21 protein-coding genes and 1 pseudogene are annotated in these 23055 nt (G+C 46.6%); 17 read left to right on the forward strand and 5 right to left on the reverse strand.

The features are described from left to right. A partial coding sequence (locus ACE04G_RS26000; RefSeq protein WP_486095106.1) for a transposase occupies window positions 1-370 on the forward strand: 370 nt, incomplete at its 5' end. A 74-nt stretch (window positions 371-444) separates the two neighbouring features. Here the strand turns inward: ACE04G_RS26000 and ACE04G_RS26005 are convergent. Continuing rightward, window positions 445-1569, reverse strand: coding sequence for a PsbP-related protein (locus tag ACE04G_RS26005; RefSeq protein WP_221825907.1), 1125 nt, complete (start codon window positions 1567-1569; stop codon window positions 445-447). A 443-nt stretch (window positions 1570-2012) separates the two neighbouring features. Here ACE04G_RS26005 and ACE04G_RS26010 point away from each other — a divergent pair, with 443 nt between their 5' ends. From ACE04G_RS26010 to ACE04G_RS26040, 7 genes and pseudogenes are all read left to right on the forward strand, one after another. Beyond that, window positions 2013-2117 (forward strand): hypothetical protein, encoded by a 105-nt coding sequence (locus tag ACE04G_RS26010; RefSeq protein ID WP_017690880.1) that lies wholly within the window; start codon window positions 2013-2015, stop codon window positions 2115-2117. 42 nt (window positions 2118-2159) lie between these two features. Beyond that, window positions 2160-2267, forward strand: a complete 108-nt coding sequence (locus ACE04G_RS26015; protein WP_221825910.1) for a YjcZ family sporulation protein — start codon at window positions 2160-2162, stop codon at window positions 2265-2267. Between the two features lie 263 nt (window positions 2268-2530). Beyond that, window positions 2531-2842: a hypothetical protein gene (locus ACE04G_RS26020; RefSeq protein WP_017690878.1), complete on the forward strand. Its 312-nt coding sequence runs from the start codon at window positions 2531-2533 to the stop codon at window positions 2840-2842. A 971-nt stretch (window positions 2843-3813) separates the two neighbouring features. Next, window positions 3814-4410, forward strand: a complete 597-nt coding sequence (locus tag ACE04G_RS26025; RefSeq protein ID WP_076215584.1) for an RNA polymerase sigma factor — start codon at window positions 3814-3816, stop codon at window positions 4408-4410. Then, window positions 4410-4511 (forward strand): annotated as a pseudogene (locus ACE04G_RS26030) (zf-HC2 domain-containing protein); the annotation flags it as partial. The gene ACE04G_RS26025 and the pseudogene ACE04G_RS26030, both read left to right, overlap by 1 nt. 348 nt (window positions 4512-4859) lie before the next feature. Further along, window positions 4860-5390 (forward strand): anti-sigma factor, encoded by a 531-nt coding sequence (locus ACE04G_RS26035; RefSeq protein ID WP_449003804.1) that lies wholly within the window; start codon window positions 4860-4862, stop codon window positions 5388-5390. A 191-nt stretch (window positions 5391-5581) separates the two neighbouring features. Further along, complete coding sequence (locus ACE04G_RS26040) at window positions 5582-7093, forward strand: HD domain-containing phosphohydrolase (protein ID WP_237177709.1); 1512 nt, start codon at window positions 5582-5584, stop codon at window positions 7091-7093. Between the two features lie 4 nt (window positions 7094-7097). Here the strand turns inward: ACE04G_RS26040 and ACE04G_RS26045 are convergent, their stop codons facing one another. Next, complete coding sequence (locus ACE04G_RS26045; RefSeq protein WP_036607365.1) at window positions 7098-7751, reverse strand: phosphatase PAP2 family protein; 654 nt, start codon at window positions 7749-7751, stop codon at window positions 7098-7100. 353 nt (window positions 7752-8104) lie between these two features. Between ACE04G_RS26045 and ACE04G_RS26050 the strand changes: the two genes are divergently transcribed. From ACE04G_RS26050 to ACE04G_RS26065, 4 genes are all read left to right on the forward strand, one after another. After that, window positions 8105-9517 carry a sensor histidine kinase gene (locus ACE04G_RS26050; protein ID WP_339306658.1) on the forward strand — a complete coding sequence of 471 codons (1413 nt, stop codon included), beginning with the start codon at window positions 8105-8107 and terminating at the stop codon, window positions 9515-9517. A gap of 163 nt (window positions 9518-9680) precedes the next feature. Further along, window positions 9681-10883: an MFS transporter gene (locus ACE04G_RS26055; RefSeq protein ID WP_260633068.1), complete on the forward strand. Its 1203-nt coding sequence runs from the start codon at window positions 9681-9683 to the stop codon at window positions 10881-10883. 235 nt (window positions 10884-11118) lie between these two features. After that, window positions 11119-11805, forward strand: coding sequence for an oxidoreductase (locus ACE04G_RS26060; protein ID WP_486095112.1), 687 nt, complete (start codon window positions 11119-11121; stop codon window positions 11803-11805). Window positions 11806-11954: 149 nt separating this feature from the next. Beyond that, window positions 11955-12329, forward strand: coding sequence for a RidA family protein (locus tag ACE04G_RS26065; RefSeq protein WP_339299046.1), 375 nt, complete (start codon window positions 11955-11957; stop codon window positions 12327-12329). Window positions 12330-12446: 117 nt separating this feature from the next. On the opposite strand, the gene ACE04G_RS26070 is transcribed toward ACE04G_RS26065, so the two are convergent. Then, on the reverse strand, window positions 12447-13205 hold the full coding sequence (locus tag ACE04G_RS26070) for a tryptophan-rich sensory protein (protein WP_449003801.1): 759 nt from the start codon (window positions 13203-13205) through the stop codon (window positions 12447-12449). Between the two features lie 226 nt (window positions 13206-13431). On the opposite strand from ACE04G_RS26070, the gene ACE04G_RS26075 reads away from it, so the two are divergent. Beyond that, window positions 13432-14397 (forward strand): arsenic resistance protein, encoded by a 966-nt coding sequence (locus tag ACE04G_RS26075; protein WP_449003800.1) that lies wholly within the window; start codon window positions 13432-13434, stop codon window positions 14395-14397. 360 nt (window positions 14398-14757) lie between these two features. On the opposite strand, the gene ACE04G_RS26080 is transcribed toward ACE04G_RS26075, so the two are convergent. Then, entirely contained in the window at window positions 14758-16386 is a 1629-nt protein-coding gene (locus ACE04G_RS26080) for a response regulator transcription factor (protein ID WP_449003799.1), read from the reverse strand. 5 nt (window positions 16387-16391) lie between these two features. After that, complete coding sequence (locus tag ACE04G_RS26085) at window positions 16392-18221, reverse strand: cache domain-containing sensor histidine kinase (protein ID WP_449003798.1); 1830 nt, start codon at window positions 18219-18221, stop codon at window positions 16392-16394. A 143-nt stretch (window positions 18222-18364) separates the two neighbouring features. Between ACE04G_RS26085 and ACE04G_RS26090 the strand changes: the two genes are divergently transcribed. From ACE04G_RS26090 to ACE04G_RS26105, 4 genes are all read left to right on the forward strand, one after another. Next, complete coding sequence (locus ACE04G_RS26090; RefSeq protein ID WP_036607341.1) at window positions 18365-19246, forward strand: carbohydrate ABC transporter permease; 882 nt, start codon at window positions 18365-18367, stop codon at window positions 19244-19246. After that, complete coding sequence (locus ACE04G_RS26095) at window positions 19246-20082, forward strand: carbohydrate ABC transporter permease (protein WP_307415163.1); 837 nt, start codon at window positions 19246-19248, stop codon at window positions 20080-20082. The genes ACE04G_RS26090 and ACE04G_RS26095 overlap by 1 nt, the downstream gene beginning before the upstream one ends. Window positions 20083-20701: 619 nt before the next feature. After that, entirely contained in the window at window positions 20702-22000 is a 1299-nt protein-coding gene (locus tag ACE04G_RS26100; protein ID WP_237177715.1) for an ABC transporter substrate-binding protein, read from the forward strand. 433 nt (window positions 22001-22433) lie between these two features. Continuing rightward, the gene (locus tag ACE04G_RS26105) at window positions 22434-23000 is read left to right on the forward strand and encodes a TetR/AcrR family transcriptional regulator (RefSeq protein WP_036607516.1); all 567 of its coding nucleotides are present in this window, start codon (window positions 22434-22436) and stop codon (window positions 22998-23000) included. Window positions 23001-23055: the final 55 nt, after the last annotated feature.

The following is a 23055-nucleotide window of genomic DNA, read 5'->3' on the forward strand; positions in this document are numbered from 1 at the left end:
ATCTAAACGGAACGATGTTCAGCTCGTATTGGATACGGTGGAACAATGGACACAAAAAAGAGACGTTTCGGAAGCCGTGCTCCATTCGGATCAAGGCTTCCAATACACGTCTCAGGCGTACAACACACGATTAGAAGCATTCGGCGTGAAGGGCAGCCACTCTCGCAAAGCAACCTGCCTGGATAACGCATGCATCGAATCCTTCTTTTCGCATCTCAAGACAGAGAAGCTGTACCTTAACCAGTGTAATTCAGAAGCAGAGATTCGACAAGCCGTGGAAGATTACATGTACCATTACAACTACCGACGATTTCAAGCCAAACTCAAACAGCGCGCACCGATTGAATATCGATGCGCGCTGGCAGCATAGCTTTTTTCATCTGTCTACTTGACAGGGGTATGACCATTAAGCTGGTCTTTTTGTGTACTCATTTAACATTTTAATTAATCTGCAACTACCAATGAGGCTCCAATCAAAGTGGCGTTGGTGTAACCACCGCCAACATTTTCAAAAGAGAAGTTGGTAATTGGAGCACCGATAACAGTGGCATAATCACCATCAAGCAAATCTCCGGTCGTTGCAGGATATAACGCTATAATATCGTTTCCGTTCTCATCCATGACATGAACGACAGAGAAAGTTGCTCCGAGAGAGCTATCTTCTTCAACGGAAATGACTTCCCCGTTAACTTGTACGAAAGTATTGTAATAGTTGGCTACATTTTTATTCAGATGACGGGTCGTTACATTGGAGTCAACGAGCCCCTTTGCCTTTTTGCGGAGTTCTGCTGTACTGGCAGGGAACACATCGCTATGCTTGCCAAAGAAATCATATGAAGCCTGCTCCATGAAAGCTGTATCTTCCGTAATGTACGGAGTTAACTCATTAAAGAAATCGGCAACTGATGCTGTGGCAGATGAATTTCCAGTCGTTGCAGTTGGTGCTGTTTGCTCCAAAGGAACAGTAATGCTCAGGGAATCAAGGATATCTTTGATCTCATCCTGATTATAAGTATCCTTGGCGTAGGTTAACGTCATGGTATAGAGTTCTGTATTGGTCGGAATCAGATACTGCACAAGGACAACATCTGTACCCGAGGTGTGTTTATAGGCTCCTTCCAAGACACCAGCGCTATATTCTTTATAAGGCTTGTTCGTGTAGCTGGTTTTTGTATAATCGGAAATGCCGATGCTTGAACCGTTCTGTGTGTAATAATCAACTATATTATTGGCGTATTCTTCAGGATTGATTGAACCGGTTGAACTGGCCTCAATCGTCAGATTCATATTATCTGCAAATGTGGCTGATGAAGATTGGTTTGAAAAAGCAGCTTTAATGGATGGAGCATTCATTTGACTTGTATCTACACTTTTCCAGGATTCAGGATAGGCAAAAGAAAATCCTTCTCCACTATATGTAGTGTATTTCGTAGCTTTTGCTTCTGTTGAGACAGTTTCAGTTGCCTTGGATGCTTCGGTCGTTTGGCTATCGGCTGTTGTGTTTGTTTCTGAATTACCACAGGCACTAAGCAATGTGGCTAATGCCAAAATCGTAATAAGTTTCTTCATTATGTCTAATTTCTCCTAATGTGTTTCCCATCGGTTGGGATTTTTTCTAAGGTCATCATTTCGTTTGGGATAATCCAGTCTAGGCGGTGGGCATAGAAACTCCTTTCTACTTTATTAGTAAAATAATAACATATATCAAGATTTCAGTATTCATAATTACTAAAAAGGTAATTTATCTGTATTTAACAAGTTAGAAGCTAATACTAGACCGTATGGGTATCCATTTTGAACGATAGTACATACATTTGATGGATATAATCGTGAGATTTATTTATGACTTAAACGTATTCGAACATAACATTCCGACTTAAGGACTAACCCTTTATGTAGGTGCAATTAGCCAATAGTCGGTGAAAAAAACAGCCCATTTTCGACCTGAGCCCGGTCCCATGTGTGATTGGTGCATATAGTGAACTGTACCTCAAATCAAAGGAGGGGTTTACATGAGTGGAGTAGTAGGTGGATACGGCGGCGCATGGACATCGACTGGCGCGATCTTGGTTCTCTTTATCTTGTTGGTCATCATCTCTAAAGCATTCTTGATCTAATAAACGCTTGGACCCTAATATATTCGTAAAGGAGGGTTCTGTATGAGTGAAGTAGTCGGAGGCGCAGGATACGGCGGCTGGACATCGACTGGAGCAATCCTCGTTCTGTTCATTCTGCTCGTAATCATCACTAAATCTTTCTGGGTATAATATGGCGAGCTCTGCCGGGCAACCGGTGGGGTTTTTTTTCTAGAGGACAAGCATGGTGGAGAGCCAGGAAGATAAGATAGCTTGTGGTTGAACGGAAGAATTGGTGGAATTCAAGAAATGGAAGGATGGAGTATGCTTCGAAAATGGGGAAGGGACCTAATGGCTAAACGCCCATTTTGTCAAGATAAGGGCGATAGCCCGGTCCAGAGGTAGGCTGAATACATAGCTTAGGGGTGTAGGCAAATGTTAAGGAGGAATGAACAATGAGCGAAGTAAAACCGAATTCACCGAACGGACAGGGACACGTATACGGACATATGGGAGGTTATGAGCATATGCAAGGATACCAATACACAGGTCATGAAATGCATGGGTATGGATATGGTTGTGGAACAATGCCAATGGGATATGGCTATGGATACGGACACCATGCCAATCAGGCTCCAATGATGCACGGTTATCAACAGGGTTGTGGAGTATCCTATGGTCATGGCGGCGGAAGCTGGGGTTCCATGGGTACGATCCTCGTACTGTTCATCTTGCTGGTCATCATCTCCAAAACGATGTTTATCTAAGTATTTGTGAGTGAAGGAGAGTTTGTTGATCGTGGATCGTTACAGTAGGTGCTCCAAATAAACTCCGAGTTTGAATTCCATGTTGGGGCATAACGTACCTATGATTCAGAAAGGGACAGCGTAGGATTTCATCCTGCGGTGTCCCTTTTTTATTAGAATTAGGTGAAGGAGCGTTGGGATTACCTTCTTTAACGAACTCCACACACGCTATTCCCTGAATTTTTGCCATTTCAAAAGTTCAACGAATCGTAGACGTCTTATTATCTGAATCTGAGCATGTTTGGAGCCTATATTCATGAAGTAACATGGATTAACGTGGCTGAGATTCGTTAGATTTCACATAGCACAGAAATCCTTAATATAAGGTGTGCAGGATTCGTTAGCGTCAGATAAGTGGAAGGAAGACTTTTCTCAATGGTGGGGGGCGATTGTCTGTAGATGTTGCTAAATTGGATATGTAGACATGGATAAACACCCGGAACCCAATTCCGGGTGCTTTGTGTATGTTTTCAATCTTCTCAAGAATAAGTGATATCCAAAACAACAAAAGCCCTACCTCTCTTTTGTCCTTGCGGCTCCGATGACCGCGCCAGTGTGAATGGGAACATCTTGTGAAACTCTGTACTACCGGGTTATTGTGATTCAGGTTCTTCAATCTTCATAGGTTAATTGTGCTTAAAGTTCGCTGCGGTCGCAGCATGAAGAAAATATTCCGGGGTTTAAAGAAGACAGAAATCATATGAGGTTGTTTAATACAACTCTTATAGTATACCACAGGTTGTAATTATTTGCAATAAAAAGGAAAGCGTGACCAGAGCAACATGTTTTCGGAATGTTTTTAAGTTGGAAAGTGAAAGGTTAGTTTGAAAAGATACAGAAATTTTTCAAACGATTTCTTCATAGGGGTAATCCTCTTCAAAAGATTCTGCGTAGGTTATAATAAGAGGGAAGAAACAGAAAGGGGCCCTCGCATGACTGAATCGATGGAGGACAGCAGGTTAATGCGGCAGATCGCGGAACGTGATGCCTCCGCACTGGAGCTTTTATATGACCGTTATGAGCGAGCGGTGTATTCTTTTGCCTACCGGATCGTTGGTGATCCCATGACGGCAGAAGAGACCGTTCAGGAACTTTTTATGCGGGTCTGGAATAATGCCGAACGTTACGATGCCTCACAGGGGAAGCTGACCACATGGATGTTTGCGATCACGCGTAACATTGCAGTGGACATGCTGAGGCGGAAATCAAAAGGGGCAGCGGCTACTTCAGTTGAACACGAGACACTGGCGGCCTATGCCGATGAGCATACAAATACGGAAGAAGAAGTGCAGCGTAAATGGGAAGGCACCCGGATTAAAGAGGCGTTGTCCCAATTGAACGGTGATCAGCAACAAGTTATAGAATCGATTTATTATGCGGGATTAACCCAGCAGGAAGTATCCAGCCGATTCGGGATTCCGCTGGGTACAGTAAAGAGCCGTGTCAGGCTTGCCATGCGACAGCTCCAAAAGTTGCTGGCCGATGCTGAATTGCATCCGGACGCGGGAAGGGAGGGCATACATCCATGATGGAACGACATGAGGAGTGGTCTGAACTGGCACCGATGTATGTGCTGGGCGGACTGGAAGCAGAGGAAGTGGCGGCGTTTGAAGCGCATATGGCAACTTGCGAACCTTGCCGCCAAGAGGTGAGGGAATTGCAGGAAGTGACTGGCTTCCTGCCACTTGCGGCGGAACCTGTAGCACCGCCGCCAGGCATGCGAGCACGTGTACTGGGCAACGTGCTCGGACACGTGCAGGAGAGCGCCGAGGCGAAGCCAGCGGCTGCTCCTGCAGAGCCTGAAGCACCCGTGGTGCTTCAGGAGGATCTTGCGCCGCAGCACAAACGTGCGGCGCAGGCCGGGCCAGGCTTACCGCCGGTAACGGCGGTGCCTGCGGCCCGGGTGGAAGAGGCTGCCGAGGCACAGCCATGGCAGCCACAAGCGCGCGCGCGTGCGCGCAGCAGCCGCGCCTGGCGCGTGGCCAGTGCCGGCCTTGCGGCCGCGGCACTGGTGCTTGGCGTGTACACCGCGCAGCTGCAGAGCCAGATCGACTCGCTGACGCAGCAAGCGGCGGGCTCGTCGGCTACGCAAGAGCAACTGGTGCAGGCACAGGAACAGAATGCACAGCTGCAAGAGCAGCTGGCATCAGCTCTGAAGCCCGCACAGGGCATGCAGACTGGCGAGGCAGTGAAGCTGAATCCTGCAACGCAGGACATTGTAGCTCAGGGTCTCGCAACCATCGTTATTGACAGCAAAGGCACTCACCTGGTTGTGCAGGCTGAGAACCTGCCGAACCTGGAAGGCAACGAGGCTTTTCAGGTCTGGTTGATCAAAGGAGATACCCCTCAGAATGCGGGTACTTTCCTTAGTCGTGACGGAACGGGAGCAGTATACTACACATTGGATTCGGCCAACGACTATGACACGGTTGCCATCACGCTTGAACCGGATGCAATGGGAGATGAGCCGCGCGGTACAATGATTCTGGCTGCCAAGATTAAAGGATAAATATAGGATATATTACCAAAGGCTGCTCCCTCGTGGAGCAGCCTTCTTGTGTTTCCCAGTTCTGGTGCCCACCCATTGGATTTTATTAATTTTTTTAGTCGGAGCAACCGATAAACAAATAGAAGGCAATACCCTTAATCTCCCTGTGTCTCAAGGGAGAACTGGTTGCACATAGAGAGTGAGGGGTTCAGTTGGAAGCATACCGTTCATTTATCTTTCGCCTGATACGCAATTATCTGATCGGTTCACTGGCAGCTGTTTTTGTTGTCGGTACAGTAGTTATGGTATCTACTCTGCAGATACCCAATATTCAATTTGTTCGACTCATCTTCATTGTACTGATTTCAATCTTGTTCATGCTGGTTGCAGAATTAATTACGCTGTGGGTGCAGCTTGGCCCCATAAGACAATTTTTCACTTCCGAGCATCATGAGAGAGACGAATTGAACCACATGTATGAGAAAATTCATCGTTTCCCGGGACAGACCATATATCGGATCATGGGTCCGCACATGCTTGGTTTTTCACTTCCGGCAGCCGGATTAACAATATGGATGATATCCACAGGGTGGCTTGAATTCCCTTACTTGTATATTGTCGTGGCAGCTGCGTGTGCCTTTCTGATTGCCGTCATGCATGCGCTGATTGAGTATTACCTAACGGTGCGGGCGATTAGACCGCTGTTGCTTGAGATTCGTCATCGAGGCAAAGTCCAATACGGGATGGAACCTTCACTGGGAGGGCGTATTCTCGTATCAATCCAGCGTAAATTTCAGCTAAGTACGGCACTGATTGGCTTATTTCCTTTATTTCTATTTTTCCTGGCTACATATATCCGACTTCAGTATATGGACAGTGAATTTGCGAAAGAGTACATTCTGTGGGGAATTCTCATCGTTGTTCTGGGAGCGGGTTTTGCGCTGGTGGGAAGCTGGCTGTTGATCCGTGATGTTCGTGATCCAGTTGCTGAACTGACACATGAGATGAACCGAATTCAGGGGGGAGATCTTGGCAGACGAGCTCCGGATCTATATGCGGATGAGTTTTCGGCACTGATCTCTGGCTTTAATATGATGATTAATCGGCTGGAGATGAGACAGGAGCGCAATCGACAGTTATTGCAAAGTTATTTTTCTACACTGGCTGCTGCTTTAGACGCCCGAGATAAGTACACGGCAGGGCATTCCATGCGAGTGGCAGAGTATTCGCTGATGATTGGCAAGCTTAGCGGAATGAATGAGGAACAGGCAGATTTATTGTACAAATCAGCCCTGCTTCATGATATCGGGAAAATCGGCATTCCTGATGAGGTACTGCTGAAGGATGGAAAACTAAGCGATGAGGAATTCGCGATTATTCGCACACATCCCGTGCAGGGAGAGAGTATTTTGTTACAGATAGAGCCTATTGATGCCATGGCCGACTTTTTGCCAGGTGTACGATCTCACCATGAGAGATATGATGGCAAAGGATACCCGGATGGGATGGCTGGTGACGATATTCCCCTTTTTGGCCGCATCATTGCGGTAGCGGATGCCTTTGATGCCATGACGTCTGATCGACCATATCGGAATGGGATGAGTCACGAGAAAGCGCTAACGATTTTGGAAGAAGGAAAAGGGACCCAATGGGACCCCTATTTTGCAGGTTTGTTTATTGATGAATGGAGACGACAACAGCATCTTCAAAAACCATCGAAGTGAGGGATCAGCTGATTCCCTCGGTCCACTTCGATTCTTTTCTGCGTCTGCGGTGTAGAGCGAGGCCTGTTATGATAGTGAGAACACATTCGCCGAGTATGACTGCACCCAAGGCGTCATAGATCACATGTTGTTTAATCATTAGCGTGGATACTATAATGGTTGCTGCCCCGGCGGCTACCAAAATCTTGATGGGTTTGCGGATGCTTGGAACCGAGAGAACGGCACGCATAACCAGATAAGAGTGAAGAGAATGAATACTTGGAAAACAATTATAAGGACGATCCTGGCTGTAGAGCCATCCGAGAACAGATGCTCCCAAGCCTGTACCCGTCAGTTCCGGGCGCGGTACCATGGTCTGAAAGTTGAAGTAGATCAGATAACAGATCCAGACACAGATATTCATGGATAACAAGACGCGGTAGTACGTCAGTCGATCCTTGGCACACAGGTAGGCGAGCACACCGAATACAAACGGGTACCAGCCCAAATATGGAATGGACATGCCAGGCACGTAGGGAATGATCCGGTCGAGCGGGGAATCAAGTACTACGAACCCGCGTTCTGGACTATTAAGAATATCATAGAAAAGCCCCATGACAGCCAAAGACAGCATTAAACTCAATGACAGCCAATAGGATTTGCTTTTTAACAATTGCACAACATCTTTCTCCTTTCATTCATGTTCCAGAGGAACATGACCCCAGCAATAACTATATAAGTTGCACTATACATTCATTTACACGAGAACGCAGAGGCAGAAATACCAGAAGGTTGTTCTGTCATCGGAGTGGCAAGTGTAATTATTCTTTAGTTCAATCTATATAGTAGTTTAAATTTAAACAACAATATATTCTACTACGACCAGCGCACAAATTGAATCCTGATTTGTGTATTTTTGTGTATTTTTTTGACGAAGAAGGAATGCGGAAGTTTCAATGGGCATGATATGATAGAGACACATGCGGACGAAGGCACTTTGGCCAGTAAAGTCGGTACAACAGGAGTGAGTGAATGCAATTTTCAAAAATGTTCGTATTGAATATGGGGATGCTTATTACCATTGCATATCTTGCCAGTGTGTTCTATAAATATGTCGTAATACGTACCTCTTCCCGAGTGAAGCAGATCAGTTCCGTGCTTGTCCTTATTTTTGCAGGTTGGATCAGTACGGTTTTTGGGTTTCAACTCACCGATGAAGTGGTCTTTGATCTTCGATATGTTCCTTTAATTGTTGCCGTTCTAACGTATAGACAGCCCTATAGCGTAATCATCGTAGGTATTGGAATTGGGCTGTCGAGGCTGACTTTTGGCATCACGGATGCTACATTGGCGGCAGTACTTAACATGTCTATTTTGGGCGTGATGTGTGCAGGTCTGAATATATGGATGAGACGCAGCGACTACAGGCTGATTATTAAAGGAATCCTTGTTACAGTTATCGTCAATGTGGTCAATAGTGTAAACATTGCTATCGTTGGTGTGATCCCGGCTACATACTTCTTTTCACATATTATGCCTTATACACTCCCTACAGGCATTTTACTGAGTCTTATTTTTGCATTTATTTTACGTGATTTTCAGAATGAACAGAATCGTATTTTGCTGATCCAGAGTACAAACCGGCTATTGTCTGTGCAAAAGGAAGAGTTACAGAAAGCCCAGATTGTACTGGAGGATCGAGCGAAACAATTGATGATTGCCTCACAGTACAAATCCGAATTTCTCGCCAATATGTCCCATGAACTGCGTACACCACTGAACAGTGTCATTAACTTTGCCCAGATGATCAGCGAGAATGCCGACATGGACCAGGAGGATATTGTACGTTTTGCCAATATGATCGACCACTCCGGGCAGGAACTTCTTACGCTCATTAACGATATTCTGGATCTTTCCAAAGTAGAAGCGGGGCGGCTTGATATTGTACTGGAGGATATCAGTGTCGCACAACTTACAGAAGATGCCATGAGCCACTTTCAGCTTGTTGCCGAGAAAAAGGGAATTCAGTTGGTTCTGGACAAAAAACAGGGACTGCCCGAGACGCTCTGGTCTGATCCCCAGCGGGTTCAACAGATTTTGCGGAATCTGATGTCCAATGCCATCAAGTTCACTCACCGGGGGAAGGTCACGCTGACCGTAAGCACCAAGCAGATTAAGAATGCAGGTATTCAGAATCGATGGCTTATTTTCTCCGTTCAGGACACAGGTATTGGTATTTCTGAGGACAAGCATCATTCCATATTTGAAGCATTTCAGCAGGCTGACGGGTCGATTAGTCGGAAATTTGGCGGTACCGGACTAGGCCTGTCGATCAGTCGGGATTTAGCGAGATTACTGGGGGGATCGATTGAACTGGAGAGCACTGAAGGTAAAGGAAGCACCTTCTATCTCTATCTCCCGTTGGACCGTGAAAAAATGAGTTGACAACCTTCGCGCCGTGAGTAGAATTTGGGATGACAACTAGCATCGACCGGCTTTTGAGACCCGGTCTAAGGAGTGTATCCCCATACAGAATACGGTCAACGTTACCCCTCCCCCGTCAGCAAGCAAACCACGGCGCAAGGGTTCGACACAACGCACGAATTTATTGATTGCAACATGGGAGGGTGTACCAGCTATTATTTTACAGACCTTGCTGGGAGGCCCGTTTTTAACCGGATTTCTGCTGTACCTTGGGGCCGGGTCGAGACATATCGGCTTTGTGCTCGCGATTACCACGTTTGTGAACATTGCCCAGATCGGAGCAGCTTACTGGATGCAGCGTATTCGCAGCCGAAAACGCATGCTGCTGTTATTTGTGGGCACACATCGTATCTTGTGGAGTGCAACGGGATTGATTCCGTTTATATTCCCCAAAGAGTGGTGGGTAAGTGTATATATTGGCGTGTATACGGTTGCTTTTATATCAAATACCATCGGCGGTATGATCTGGACTTCACTAATTGGCGATATCGTACCTGCTAAGGTGAGAGGGCGTTATTTTGGAATTCGAAATACGATTCTGAATGCTCTTGGAAGCGTATGCTTATTCGCAGGTGGTATTGTTTTGGACCGTTACCCTGGAGAAATGGGCTTTCTGATCCTGTTTATTCCGGTGTGGATCTGTGCCATTGCCAATACAGTCATCTATTTCTTTTATCCGGACGTGCCCTTTGAACGTTCTACCGAAAAGGTTTTCTGGCGCATGTTTATCAAGCCGTTCCAGGATCGTTCTTTCCTGAAAGCAACGCTGTTCCTGGCTGTCTGGTTATTGATCCAGACCTTGATTGTTCCGCTCTATTCCTATGTGATGTTGGATCTATTGAACATCAATTATCAGACGGTATCCCTGATCACGGTAGTCCAGACGCTGGTTATGATGGCCGGTTTCTATGTCTGGGGTAATCTGAATGCCAGATTCAGTAACAAAACCCTGTTGTTTTGGACGTTGCCCGTCATTGCACTCTCCTGTTTGTCGTGGGGGTTAATGTCGTTCATGCCCGTATTGATCGCACTATTTCTATCTCATATTTTCCTTGGGATCGGTGTAGGTGGATTCAATCAGCTGGCATTTAACTTTACGATTGGAGACACACCCAAAAGTGAAAGACCGATGTTTGTCGCGGTGTATTCGGCTCTGACCGGAGTCACTTCGTTTCTTGGGCCGTTGTTGGGTGGCTGGTTGTATGAAAAGATGGAAACCTGGTCTGATGCGCTCGCCTGGATCTCAGCCTATGGATTTCAGGTGGGGGTTGGTGTCGTGATGCTGATTCTGACATTTACCCTTGGACGTCGTGTACTGTTAAAATAGAAACGATATAATTTCAACTCATGAATATTTACACTGGCACTTCGATGACAGAACAACCTTCCGATCGCTGTTATCCCCAGATTTTTTTGATTCCTTTTAGAAAAGGGAAAATCCGGGGATAAAGGCGAACGCTTCGCTTCTTCAGGTTATTTCTGTCCTCTCCGTTATCGTGTAAATGATTAGGTTGATCATATATATCTGGTATGACTTCAAAAAAAGATGGCGAAGTGGAGGGATGCATTTGAATCGTCTCGAACGGAAAGCCATGGTGATTGGAGCCACGGGGCTTGTAGGCGAATTACTGGTTCATCATCTGCTGGAACACTCAGCATACAGCATGGTTCGCGTTCTGGTTAGACGTCCGCTTGAGCTGCAACATCCCAAACTGGAACAGCATGTGGTGGACTGGGAACAGCTGGAGAGCCAAGACCATTTATTCGATGGAATCGATGACCTGTACTGTTGTTTGGGTACAACGATCAAAAAAGCAGGCAGTCAGGACAGTTTCCGTCAGGTGGATTATCATTACCCGGTTCGTGCAGCTACGATTGCGAAGCGACATGGTGTATCACAGATGCTGGTGATCTCCTCCATGGGAGCGAGTGCAGGTTCCCGGGTCTTTTACAGTCGGACCAAAGGGGAAATGGAGGATGCATTGTCCGATATCGGTTTACCGTCATTGCATATCTTCCGCCCTTCCTTAATTCTGGGAGATCGAAACGAGAAGCGGTTCGGTGAGCAGATGGCTGCCCATGCCATGAAGTTTCTGGATCGCTGGATGAAAGGCAGAGCGGACAAATACCGGGCGGTCCACGCCGCAACCATTGCACAGGCCATGACAAATATTGCACTGGTGCAAGCCAAGGGAAACCATGTGTATGCGAATGAAGTCATTCATGTCCTTAGCGCGGACGGAGGTTAAGAAACCTTTGAACGAGCTGTTTGCTTCATCTGTAAAGGCAGGAGCGTTTCTCGCTTGAGGTAGATCGTGGTATAATAGGCAACAAAAATGAGTTCGAACCCTGACTCCATGCGGCAGCAGGATAACGAACACAAAGGAGAACTCGTCCCATGAAAAAACCAATCTCTACCGATCAGGCGCCAGGCGCCATTGGTCCATACAGTCAAGCCGTTGATGCAGGCGATTTCATCTACACTTCCGGGCAACTTGGCCTGAATCCTCAAACGGGAGAATTCGGTGCAGATGTACAGGAGCAGACACGTCTGTCCTTGAGCAATGTGAAGGCTATTCTTGAAGCAGCAGGCACAAGTATGGATAAAATCGTGAAAACGACGGTGTTCCTGAAGGATATGAACGATTTTGTTCCTGTGAATGAAGTCTATAGCACGTTCTTTGAAGAGCCGTATCCTGCACGCAGTGCAGTGGAAGTTGCTCGTTTGCCAAAAGATGCACTGGTGGAGATTGAGGTTATTGCCCTGAAATAGGACAACTTTCATTCACTACGGTATACATAAACAGCCGATTTCAGGTCGAAGACCAGAATCGGCTGTTTGCGTTACGTTTTTACGTTACATTTAAGCGTTATATATGATGGAAGTCGCTCAATCACGATCCTGATTACGGGCGAAGAACAACCATACCGCATAGATCGCTAGTACGATCGCAATGATGATTGCCGTATAATATACGGAAGTGACATCCTTTTGTTTAAGTGCAATGGCGATATACGCCCATGTGAATACAAGTGGGTATATGCTATCGCGATAACGGAAGCTAACGAGTACAGCTAGCACCATACCCACAAGCAGCATGATGATCGTCCAGGTCGGTTCGCTGAGACCAAAACCATCCCAGCCAATTTTATATAACAGAACAGCTGCATTGACAATTGTTGCCACGCTAACCCATCCAAGATAGATGCTGAATGGCAGCTTCACAAGCCAGATCTCAGCAGTGGTTGGCACGGTGATAGTACGTGTTTTTACATACAGCACGATCAAGGACAATAGAAGCAGTACAATGATCAGTAAGGCGAGACCAGTTTGCAAGTTTTGAAAAGCAAAAATCCATGCTACGTTGAAGGCACAACTTGCCAGGAACCAGTACCCGAGACGGGTAATCGAGTCCCTTTTCCAGGAAGCGGGCACGAACTGATAGATCACAAACCCTGCCAACAGCAAGTAGATCAGACCCCATATAGCGAATGCATAGCCAGAAGGTGTGAGCAGCACAGGATACATATCCGATACTTCTTTATTGGTCTTGCCCCCGATCGGCAGAGCGTTGGAGAGGTAGTTCACGATAATTACAGCGATAAAACCAATGGCGTTTAACCACTTGTACGGATTGTTACGTGACATTGTGTTTCCTCCTTGGTTTAACGAATGAATGAACCACGGGTCAGTCTACAATGAATATACCCAGTTCTTGCACATTCTAATAACAGCCGCAAAAAATTCACAAGTTGGATCTTTCAAATCCTTGTGCTCTGCCACTACGTTGGAACGGTACTCTGTCCCAATGTACGCGAAACGAAGCAGAAATATGTCCATGCCCACGATGTCCCACCAGAAGAGGAGGAAGAGAATGCTCACAAGAGAAACGATGGAGCGACAGCAAACCTGGTTCTATGTAGTTGCATTGTTTTTAGGAGCAGCGATAGGGCTGAGTAATCCGATATGGGGGGATGTTTTACACTACACTGTGTCCCCGGTTCTTGCCGTTCTGTTATACAGCATGTTTGTACAGATTCCCTTTTTACAGTTAAAAGAGTCCTGGTCGAATCTTCGATTTATGGGGGCGCTACTGGTGGCTAATTTTATTGCAGTACCTGTAGTTGTATGGTTGCTCACACTGGTATTTCCGCAATCACCAGGCGTTCTGATCGGAGTCTATCTGGTACTGTTAACACCCTGTATTGATTACGTCATCGTGTTTACACAACTCGGCAGGGGCAATGAGAAACTGATGCTGGCCGCAACACCTCTTTTATTTGTTATACAAATGATACTGTTGCCGTTTTATTTATGGCTATTGATGGGTACCGAGGTGGCGCAGATCATGCAGGTAGGGCCGTTTGTGGAGGCTTTTTTGTTTCTGATCGTTATTCCACTGCTGCTTACTGTCGTTACACAAGTTCTCTCAAGAGGTAAAGCGAGCGGGGAGCGGGTCATAAATGCGACGGCATGGCTCCCGGTTCCGATGATGGCACTTGCGCTGATCGTGGTTGTCGCTTCCCAGATTGGCAAAGTCTACAATGATATGGCGATTATCGTGAACGTGATCCCGATCTACGTTGCTTTTCTGATCATTATGCCTTGGATATCTTGGATCATTGCTAATTGTTTTCGATTGAATACAGGCGCAGGGCGTGCATTAATTTTCAGTTCAGCCACACGGAATTCGTTGGTTGTTCTGCCGCTAGCGCTGGCACTCCCACCAGAATGGGCTACAATAGCTGCGGCAGTCATCGTTACACAGACGATCGTGGAGCTTGTAGGGGAGCTAATCTACATTCGACTTGTACCTGCGGTGATTTTGCGGGATCGGTGAACTTACTAGGTTGTATCTATGTTATGATCAAATATAATTAATAAAACCATTTATGGTAAATAAAAGGGGGGGTGAGAATCCCTATTTATCGGAAGATTATGTTCTACCTAGATATTGTCCTACTACTGTTCAGCCTCATCTATTTCCCCGTAGTAGCTCATAAGACAGGAAATAATATGGCTTATGGATTTATGGTTGTAATTTTAATAGGTACAATCTCTCGGATCGTATCCTATCTTAGAAAAGGAAGAGTCAACAAATCGTCATGATATAGGCTATTTTCTGTAAAAGTAAAATTAAAAAGAGTACTTCCGATGGGTTATGCCGGGAGTACTCTTTTTAATTCGGATCAAATACTCGTTACTTTCCAGCCTCCAATAATGTTTTACGATATTCTGCTGGCGTGATGCCTTCCATCTTTTTGAACACTTTGCTGAAATACTTTTCATCTTGGAATCCAACCATCTCCGAGATTTTGGCGACACGCAGGGAAGGATTTTGTAGTAACAGCTTGGCGTTGTTGATACGCAGTTTGCCCAGATATTCCGACCAGTTCAGACCAAATTGCTGTTTGAATTTGCGTGAGATATACTCCCGGCTCAGATAGAAACGCGCGGCAATCTGCTGCAAGGACAGGTCCTCCTGATAATGGGCGTCCATATAACGTGCAATCTCACTCATGGGATCAGGATTGGCGTGGTGATGAGCGGTGAGCGCCTTACCGGCCGCAAGCAGTCGTTGTTCCAACAATGAACGAAGCAGGGGGAAGGATAACAGTCCTTCAGCGTCCAAAGGTAACTCGGCAAAGGGAATAGACTGTTCCTCCGTCACTTCTTCCTCATGGAATGACGAACCTGCCGTATCATCAAGCCAGCGGCTCAGCATCCATTCCAGCTCATCGATCCATTGCTGGATCTGCTCAGCACTGACAACCTCAAGATCAGTAATCGGGTCAAGCCACTCGGCGACCGCAGCAGATACACTGGAAGCTCGGCAACTCATGGCTGCCATACGCAGGGGTTCTTCATGGGCGGTTAAACGTCTGATTTTATTCCCATTTGATGATTCCACTGAGGCATGGATTCGCTGTTTAATTTGCACAGCATTACGTCTCCACAGCCTTGAACTTGCTTCCAGATAGGCTGCTGATATTCCGCCAGGGTAGGACTCACAGCTGGAGATGCCAAAATGAAGCCGGCGCTGAATCGTCTGCTCCAAACCATGATTGACCTTCTCCAGAATATGTTCCAATGAAGTGGATGGACCCCAATGCAGCAGAACAATCTCGTCCGGTTGATCCAACTGACGAAACATTACGCCTTCGTCTGGTGTGGATAACATCTCGGCACCGATATTGAGCACGGAGAACACAAGCAGGTCCGGTTGACTGCGGTATTTTGCCAGACAATCTGCATCCAGGTGGGACAGGCTGGTGACAGCGACACTACAGACAGGGATTAGACAGGGGAGATTTAACTCATCCTGCAATCGCTGCATGTGTGAAGGGCTGCTGCCTCTTCCGACGGCAAGTTCGGTGAGCAGACGATCCTGGTAGTGGGGGCGCATTCGATTAACAACAATGGATTGCCTGGTGGATTGTATCCGAATGGCGTCTTCCTCTTCCCAAGCTGTAACGGCCTTTAATAGAGATGCATTCAGCTCATCTGCTTCCACAGGTTTCAGGAGGTAGTCCATGCCACCATGTCTGATGGCATGCCTCACGAGTTCAAAATCATCATATCCGCTGATAACCAGCACCTTGCTATGCGGGGTATGAGCCGATATCCATTCAAGTAATGCCATACCGTCCTTGCCCGGCATACGCATGTCACTGAGTATGATTTGAGGTTGATGTGCCGTGATGGCGGCGATGGCTTCATCCCCGTCTGCTGCTTCAAGTAATGTGTCAATGCCAAAGTCTTTCCAATGACCAAGCAACCTTATGGCATCGCGGACATGTTTTTCATCATCTACAAGCAGTGCCTTCATGTTGTTCACTCTCCCGCGTATAGTTTAACCGTGATCTTCACACCATTGGGTTCCTGATTGTTGATCTCAAGCCTGGCTGAGTGACCGGGATGTGAGTTCAATTGAAGTCGGCGTATTACATTTCGTAGACCGATGGATTCAGACTTGTCGGATTCTTGTGTGGATAACCCGGTTGTTGTATGACTTTGATGTAGCCATCCGCGGATCTCCAGTAATTTATCTTCAGGTATGGAGGGGCCGTTATTATTCAGTTCTATTTCAATCCAATGATCATTGATCCGGCGGCTGGATAGGGATATGTGACCTTTGCCAGGCTGAATATCTGCTCCATGTTTGAAATAGTTCTCAATTAAAGGTTGTAACGTCATTCTTGGCATTTCGACAGACAGGGTATCTTCGGCAAAATCCAAATCCACCTCAAGGCGGTCTCCAAACCGCTCCTGCTGCAGTTCCAGATATAATCGGGCATGCTCCGCCTCTTCGCGTAAGGTCACGCAGGTCTGATCCCGCATGCTGTAGCGCAGCATTTTGGACAGGCTAGAGAGTAGTGTATACGCCCGTTGTCCTTGCTGTTGAAGGGCAAGTGTACCTATGGATTGCAGTGTGTTATATAGAAAATGCGGATGAATCTGCGCTTGCAACGCTTTAAGCTGATTTGTTTTATTGGCGATTTCGAGTCGATATTCCCGCAAAATAAGATTATTTACCGTATCCATCATATCTCGGAAATGACGAGCGAGCACCCCGAATTCATCTCGGCTGGATAGATGGATATCCACATGCAGACGCCCGGCTTGAATCTGGTTCATATATCGCATAAGTTGCTTGAGCGGACCGGTGATTCGGATGGAGATGAATAAGGTTGCAACAATGACCAATACAAGTGCTGCAATGGCAATCATCGCGTTATTCCACGTAAGTGTGGTGGCTCTGGCATATAACGTCTCATTCGGAATCTGTTTGACGATGGTCCAGTCAGCGTACGTGCTGCCAAGTTGCTGGTATACATACATGGAACGATCCTGTTCAAAATGTCCTGCGACATTCTGGGCTGTACCTGCGCCAGATCGCGCGATATTCAGTTCACTAGCCGTTTCCTCTCGTAGTGCATCCGTATGATTGACCTCGGAACGCCCCTGGTAAATGATCTGATTCTGACCATCCACCACATAAATCTGTTCCTTAGCCGGATCATACAGCCTGCCACAGATTGCTGCAATGGTATTCATATTCAGATCAATGGCGAGTGCACCCAGACGCTCGGTGGACGGAATATCCTTGATCACCCGATGGAGGGTAATGACCGTTCTTTCAGGATCATCGGGGGAAGCAGCCTTGAATCCGTACGTGTGACTCATATGTGCCGATTCCACCCAGATATCCGGGCTGTCACCACTTGTTTTTCCATGAAGCGAGCCGGAATAGGCCTGTTTGCGTTCCTCCCGCTTCGGAAAGGGATTGGTAATTAAGGTGGATTGATTGGCGGCAAAAGAGTGCAAATACAGCTGGAATACATCCGGCACAGCCGCGCGGATCGTCTGCAAAGTGGTGTACACCTCGGCAACCGCACGATAATCACCAGGAATCTTTGCCAAGTTACGCAGAAAGTTTGGGTCGTTATACACAGCGAGCGACGCTCGGGCCACGTTATCCACATAGTTATTGAGATTGGTGGACGCTTGGTAGATCAGACGTTTGTTCTCTTCAACAGCTTGTTCACGCAGGGCTGTCTTGGTCTGGATAAACGTCATGCTGATCGATGCGAGCAGCGGAAGGGTGGTAGCAATGAGCATAAAGGCAATTAATTTGGTGCGTATACTGTAGTATTTGGACATCGGAACACCCCTTCTGGTTGCAGGTTAAGAGAGGACAATATTTTACCCCCAACTGTTCACAAGGGTCGGTGTTTCCCTCGGCGATAATGGGGTTTAATAGAAAAAGAGACCAATTTCATCCATCTATAGAAGGGGAGAACGATATGAAGCATCGCAAATCTTCACAGCTGTTACAGCAGCTTGTGTTCGTGGGTCCCTCCATCGTGTTTTTTATTCTCATCATCGTGGTCCCTTTCCTGCTTGGCATGGTGTATTCCTTCACGGATTGGAACGGGGTATCCGAGAACATTAATTGGGTAGGGTTTGACAACTTCGTGCATGTTTTTGCGAATGATCCCAAGTTCCAAACGGCGTTTTGGTTTACGGTGCGCTTCACCGTGGTTGGTGTAGTACTGACCAATGTGATTGGCTTTTTCCTGGCGTATTTCCTGACCAAACCGCTCAAGACGAGAAACATTCTGCGTACGATCTTTTTTATGCCTAACGTGATCGGTGGGTTGTTGCTCGGCTTTATCTGGCAGTTCATATTTGTGAAAGGGTTTTCAGCAGTAGGCGATGTAACCGGCTGGTCCTTCTTCAACCTTCCTTGGCTGGGAGACGAACCAACCGCCTTCTGGGGAATCGTGATTGTATTTGTATGGCAGACCGCAGGATATCTGATGGTCATCTACATCTCATCTCTGACAAATGTATCCCCTGATCTGCTGGAAGCCGCCGAGATTGATGGCGCAAGTCGCTGGCAGGTACTGCGGAGCATCATTCTTCCGCTCATTATGCCGGGTGTAACGATCTGTCTGTTCCTGGCGATCTCTTGGTCGTTCAAAATGTTCGATCTCAATCTGTCGCTAACCAAAGGTGGACCGTTCGGATCAACAGAATCGGTTGCACTTAATATTTACAATGAAGCCTTTGTGAATAACAGATATGGCATCGGAACCGCCAAAGCGCTCGTGTTCTTCGTAATCGTTGCCATCATCACCATGATTCAGGTACGTCTGACGAAGAGCAAGGAGGTAGAAGCCTAATGGAGACGACGAAAAATTACCGCTTCAGTACCATTGTAACCGAGATTGTCATGGTACTCATTGGACTTTTATTCCTGGTTCCGTTTTACTTCCTGTTTGTGAATTCAGTCAAAACCTTCGGTGATCTGCTCACCAATTCGGCTGCATGGCCGGAAGTGTTCCAGTGGGGCAATTATGCGAACGCCTGGGAGAAAATTAACTTCCCGTCGGCACTGATGAACTCGCTTATCGTTACGGTAGTCAGCAATCTGTTGCTTGTGCTGATCAGTTCCATGGCCGCGTACCGAATGGTCCGCAGCGATACCCGGTTCAATCGTATTTTGTTTGGCATGTTCATTGCCGCGATGGTGATTCCGTTCCAGTCTATCATGATTCCACTTGTTACTGTAACCAGTAATCTGGGATTGATCGACAGCCTTGGCGGCCTCATTATCTGTTATCTTGGTTTCGGGGCACCGATGTCTGTCTTCCTGTTCCACGGATTCGTAAAATCCGTCCCACTGGAGATTGAAGAAGCAGCACGGGTGGATGGAAGCTCGGTCTACGGAGTGTTCTTCCGGATCGTATTTCCACTCATGAAACCGATGTATGTAACCGTCATCATTCTGAACACACTCTGGATCTGGAATGATTATCTGCTCCCATCGCTGATCCTGCAAAGCTCCAACCTGCGTACGATCCCGATTGCGACCTTTGCACTCTTCGGTCAGTATACGAAGCAATGGGATCTGGCTTTGCCAGCACTTGTGCTCGGTATCATGCCGATCATTATCTTCTTCCTGCTGATGCAGAAGTATATCATTCAGGGGATTACCGCTGGATCAGTTAAAGGGTGAGTGCGAGTGCAGGTCGCTCCGGGATCAAGTTGCGCTTTCGGTCGCTGTTGCTCCTCGGTGGCCTGAATGGATTGGGGCAAGGAAGCCACCGAGTATCAAAGGCGAACGCTCCGTTCCTCCATCGCATCCTGATCCCTCTGCTCCCACCTCGCATGGAGGTGTGCAAAGGGAGTCATGCCCGCATAGCTTGGGCATGACTCCTGGGGAAAAGAGCAATAAAGAGAAAAGACTGATAAAGAGAAATGACCAAGAAAGACGCTTGTAGAGCCAGGAACTTCTTCTGCAGAGTGAAGTGATGGTAAGCTCCTTTTTCAAAGCGCTAACGAATCCACCGCATCTTAATAGGTGGATAATCAAGGAATACAAATTGTAACGAATCTCAGCAACGTTATTCGGGTACAAAACGGCGTCATAGCTTTAAAATTCGATCAAATCGACGAAATAACATCGCTGTGATTCGTTAGAATGGGAGCCTGTGCAAATAGGAGCGAATAACGTGCGCTCGGTTCGTTAGGATGAAAACACGCTTCAAGGGAAGGTTATTCTGTCATCGGAGTGCCAGTGTAAATATTCATTAGTGGAACTGTTATACTGAAACTACTATAGGGAGAGTGTATGTATGAAAAGAATGACCAAGTTGACGTTGCTTATGCTGATTGCTTTTTCGGTAATGCTCGCGGGTTGTGGCAATGGAGACAAGAGTGGCAGTCCGGTCAACACGGATGCTCAAGGTGGTGGAGAGGCTGCTGCTGGAGATAAAACCATTAAAATATTCCAATTTAAAGTCGAAATTGCGGAAGCGCTCAATCGTCTCAAAGCTGAATATGAATCCTCCCATCCAGGCGTCAAACTGGACATTCAAACTGTAGGTGGTGGCAGTGACTACGGTGCTGCATTAAAAGCCAAGTTTGCCGCTGGCGAACAACCGGACATTTTCAACGTAGGTGGTTATCGTGAGCTGGATACATGGCTTGAATATCTGGAAGATCTGTCTGGAGAAGCATGGGCGAAGGATGCACTCGAAGTAGCCAAAGAGCCAATGACCAAAGACGGCAAGCTCTACGGACAGCCGCTCGCGCTGGAGGGTTATGGTTTCATTTATAACAAAGACCTCTTCCAAAAAGCAGGTATTACCGAAATTCCAACGACACTGGAACAATTGGATCAAGCTGCACAGAAACTTCAGGCCGCAGGCATTACGCCTTTCTCGAACGGATATCAGGAGTGGTGGGTGCTGGGCAATCATAACGTAAACGTCGCATTTGCAAATCAGGCAGATCCGGTGAAATTCATCCAAGGACTCAATGAAAGTACGGAGAAAATTCCTGGCAACCAAGTGTTCGCCGACTGGATCAACTTGCTCGACTTAACGTTGAAATATAGCAACAAAAACCCACTGACAACCGACTACAATACGCAAGTTACGTTGTTTGCGAGTGGAGAAGCGGCGATGATGCAACAAGGGAACTGGACTCAAGTACAGATCGATGGAATCGATCCGGATCTGAATCTGGGTATCCTCCCAATGCCAATTAACAATGAACCTAATGACAAATTGTTTGTCGGCGTGCCGAACTATTGGGTTGTGAACAAGAACTCTCAAGTGAAACCGGAAGCAAAAGAGTTTTTGGAGTGGCTCGTAACTTCGGATATCGGGAAACAATACATGACGAAAGAATTCAAATTCATCCCGGCGTTCAGTTCCATCACGGCATCCGAAGAGGATCTGGGTGACCTCGCCACAGAGATCATGAAGTATAGCCAGGAAAATAAAACACTCAGCTGGAACTTCAACCGTTTCCCTGAAGGGGTTCCACAAGAGTACGGCAGCACAATTCAGGCTTACGTTGCAGGCAAATCGGATAAAGCCGGATTGCTCGATGCGTTGCAACAGAACTGGGATAGTCTGAAAAAATAATCTGGATCATGGACGGTATCCACAGGTTACCGAAAACTGTTCAAAATTTTTGGATAGAAAAGTTAGTCTATCTGATATATAAGTTAATTTAAACAGGCCAACCAAAAATTTTATTCTGGTTGGCCTGTTTTTGTTTTTCCGAGGAGCTAAAAAGTGCTTACTGGAAAAATGATAGATGGTAATATCCCTGAAATGTGGATAACCCAAAAGCAGTTTAACGATCTCATGACGTATTTAACACAGAGTTAATACTATATGTGGATATCCTGTGTGTATAACACTCTAAATGTGTACAAGTATGGAGTAGTTGGAGTGGGAGGTCCTCTTTTGTTAACAGAAATACTTGTTTTCAACTGACTAGTACTGTATAGTTCTAAATATGACAAATCCAAAAATGAACACGGGACCCGCCAAATCCAAAAGTTCCAATCCGGTGAACCGGACCAAGGCAGTTGAAGTGGCGGCACAATTATTTCTGCGTCAGGGGTACAGCTACGTTAGCATGGATGAAGTCGTGCGAGTGAGTGGGGTATCCAAGTCAAATATTTATTATCATTTTAAAAACAAGGAGGAACTGCTTCAGGCCGTGGTACAATACTGGATTGCCCAGTATGAGTCGGAGCTGTATCTGCTGCTCAGTCAGCGTGAGCGAGGAGTGGAGGAGCGTATCTACTCATTCATGGCATTACTGTCGGCAGGTATTGAGGGCCGAAATTACGAAGGGAGCTGTCCTTTTGTTACGTTATATATGCAGACACCGGATAGTGCACCCCAAGTGAAAGAGAGCATATCCAGATTCTTTCGTGAGCTTAGACCTATGGTGGAGAAGTTGTTTCAGCAAGGTTTGGATCGCGGTGAATTCCGCAAAGAAATCGAACCGGGGCCAGCTGCGTTGTTGTTTATTGCAGCACTGGAAGGTTCGCTAATCCTAGCGGGAACTGCCCGTGATGTTGGGATTATAGAACAATCGGCGCGTACGTTTTGTCAGATGCTTCGTTAATCGAAGCTCTTTTTTTGAATATAACTAGTACTATGTAGTACTAAAAGGAGCCGCA

The sequence above is a fragment of the Paenibacillus sp. AGC31 genome (assembly GCF_057334655.1).

What these genes read in the sequence shown, in the direction of transcription:
- ACE04G_RS26050 (WP_339306658.1), top strand. Translation starts at nt 8,105, where the DNA reads ATGCAATTTTCAAAAATGTTCGTATTGAATATGGGGATGCTTATTACC.
- ACE04G_RS26010 (WP_017690880.1), top strand. Translation starts at nt 2,013, where the DNA reads ATGAGTGGAGTAGTAGGTGGATACGGCGGCGCATGGACATCGACTGGC.
- ACE04G_RS26080 (WP_449003799.1), bottom strand. Translation starts at nt 16,386, where the DNA reads ATGAAGGCACTGCTTGTAGATGATGAAAAACATGTCCGCGATGCCATA.
- ACE04G_RS26075 (WP_449003800.1), top strand. Translation starts at nt 13,432, where the DNA reads ATGCTCACAAGAGAAACGATGGAGCGACAGCAAACCTGGTTCTATGTA.
- ACE04G_RS26095 (WP_307415163.1), top strand. Translation starts at nt 19,246, where the DNA reads ATGGAGACGACGAAAAATTACCGCTTCAGTACCATTGTAACCGAGATT.
- ACE04G_RS26065 (WP_339299046.1), top strand. Translation starts at nt 11,955, where the DNA reads ATGAAAAAACCAATCTCTACCGATCAGGCGCCAGGCGCCATTGGTCCA.
- ACE04G_RS26020 (WP_017690878.1), top strand. Translation starts at nt 2,531, where the DNA reads ATGAGCGAAGTAAAACCGAATTCACCGAACGGACAGGGACACGTATAC.
- ACE04G_RS26070 (WP_449003801.1), bottom strand. Translation starts at nt 13,205, where the DNA reads ATGTCACGTAACAATCCGTACAAGTGGTTAAACGCCATTGGTTTTATC.
- ACE04G_RS26090 (WP_036607341.1), top strand. Translation starts at nt 18,365, where the DNA reads ATGAAGCATCGCAAATCTTCACAGCTGTTACAGCAGCTTGTGTTCGTG.
- ACE04G_RS26100 (WP_237177715.1), top strand. Translation starts at nt 20,702, where the DNA reads ATGAAAAGAATGACCAAGTTGACGTTGCTTATGCTGATTGCTTTTTCG.
- ACE04G_RS26015 (WP_221825910.1), top strand. Translation starts at nt 2,160, where the DNA reads ATGAGTGAAGTAGTCGGAGGCGCAGGATACGGCGGCTGGACATCGACT.
- ACE04G_RS26025 (WP_076215584.1), top strand. Translation starts at nt 3,814, where the DNA reads ATGACTGAATCGATGGAGGACAGCAGGTTAATGCGGCAGATCGCGGAA.
- ACE04G_RS26060 (WP_486095112.1), top strand. Translation starts at nt 11,119, where the DNA reads ATGCATTTGAATCGTCTCGAACGGAAAGCCATGGTGATTGGAGCCACG.
- ACE04G_RS26005 (WP_221825907.1), bottom strand. Translation starts at nt 1,569, where the DNA reads ATGAAGAAACTTATTACGATTTTGGCATTAGCCACATTGCTTAGTGCC.
- ACE04G_RS26085 (WP_449003798.1), bottom strand. Translation starts at nt 18,221, where the DNA reads ATGTCCAAATACTACAGTATACGCACCAAATTAATTGCCTTTATGCTC.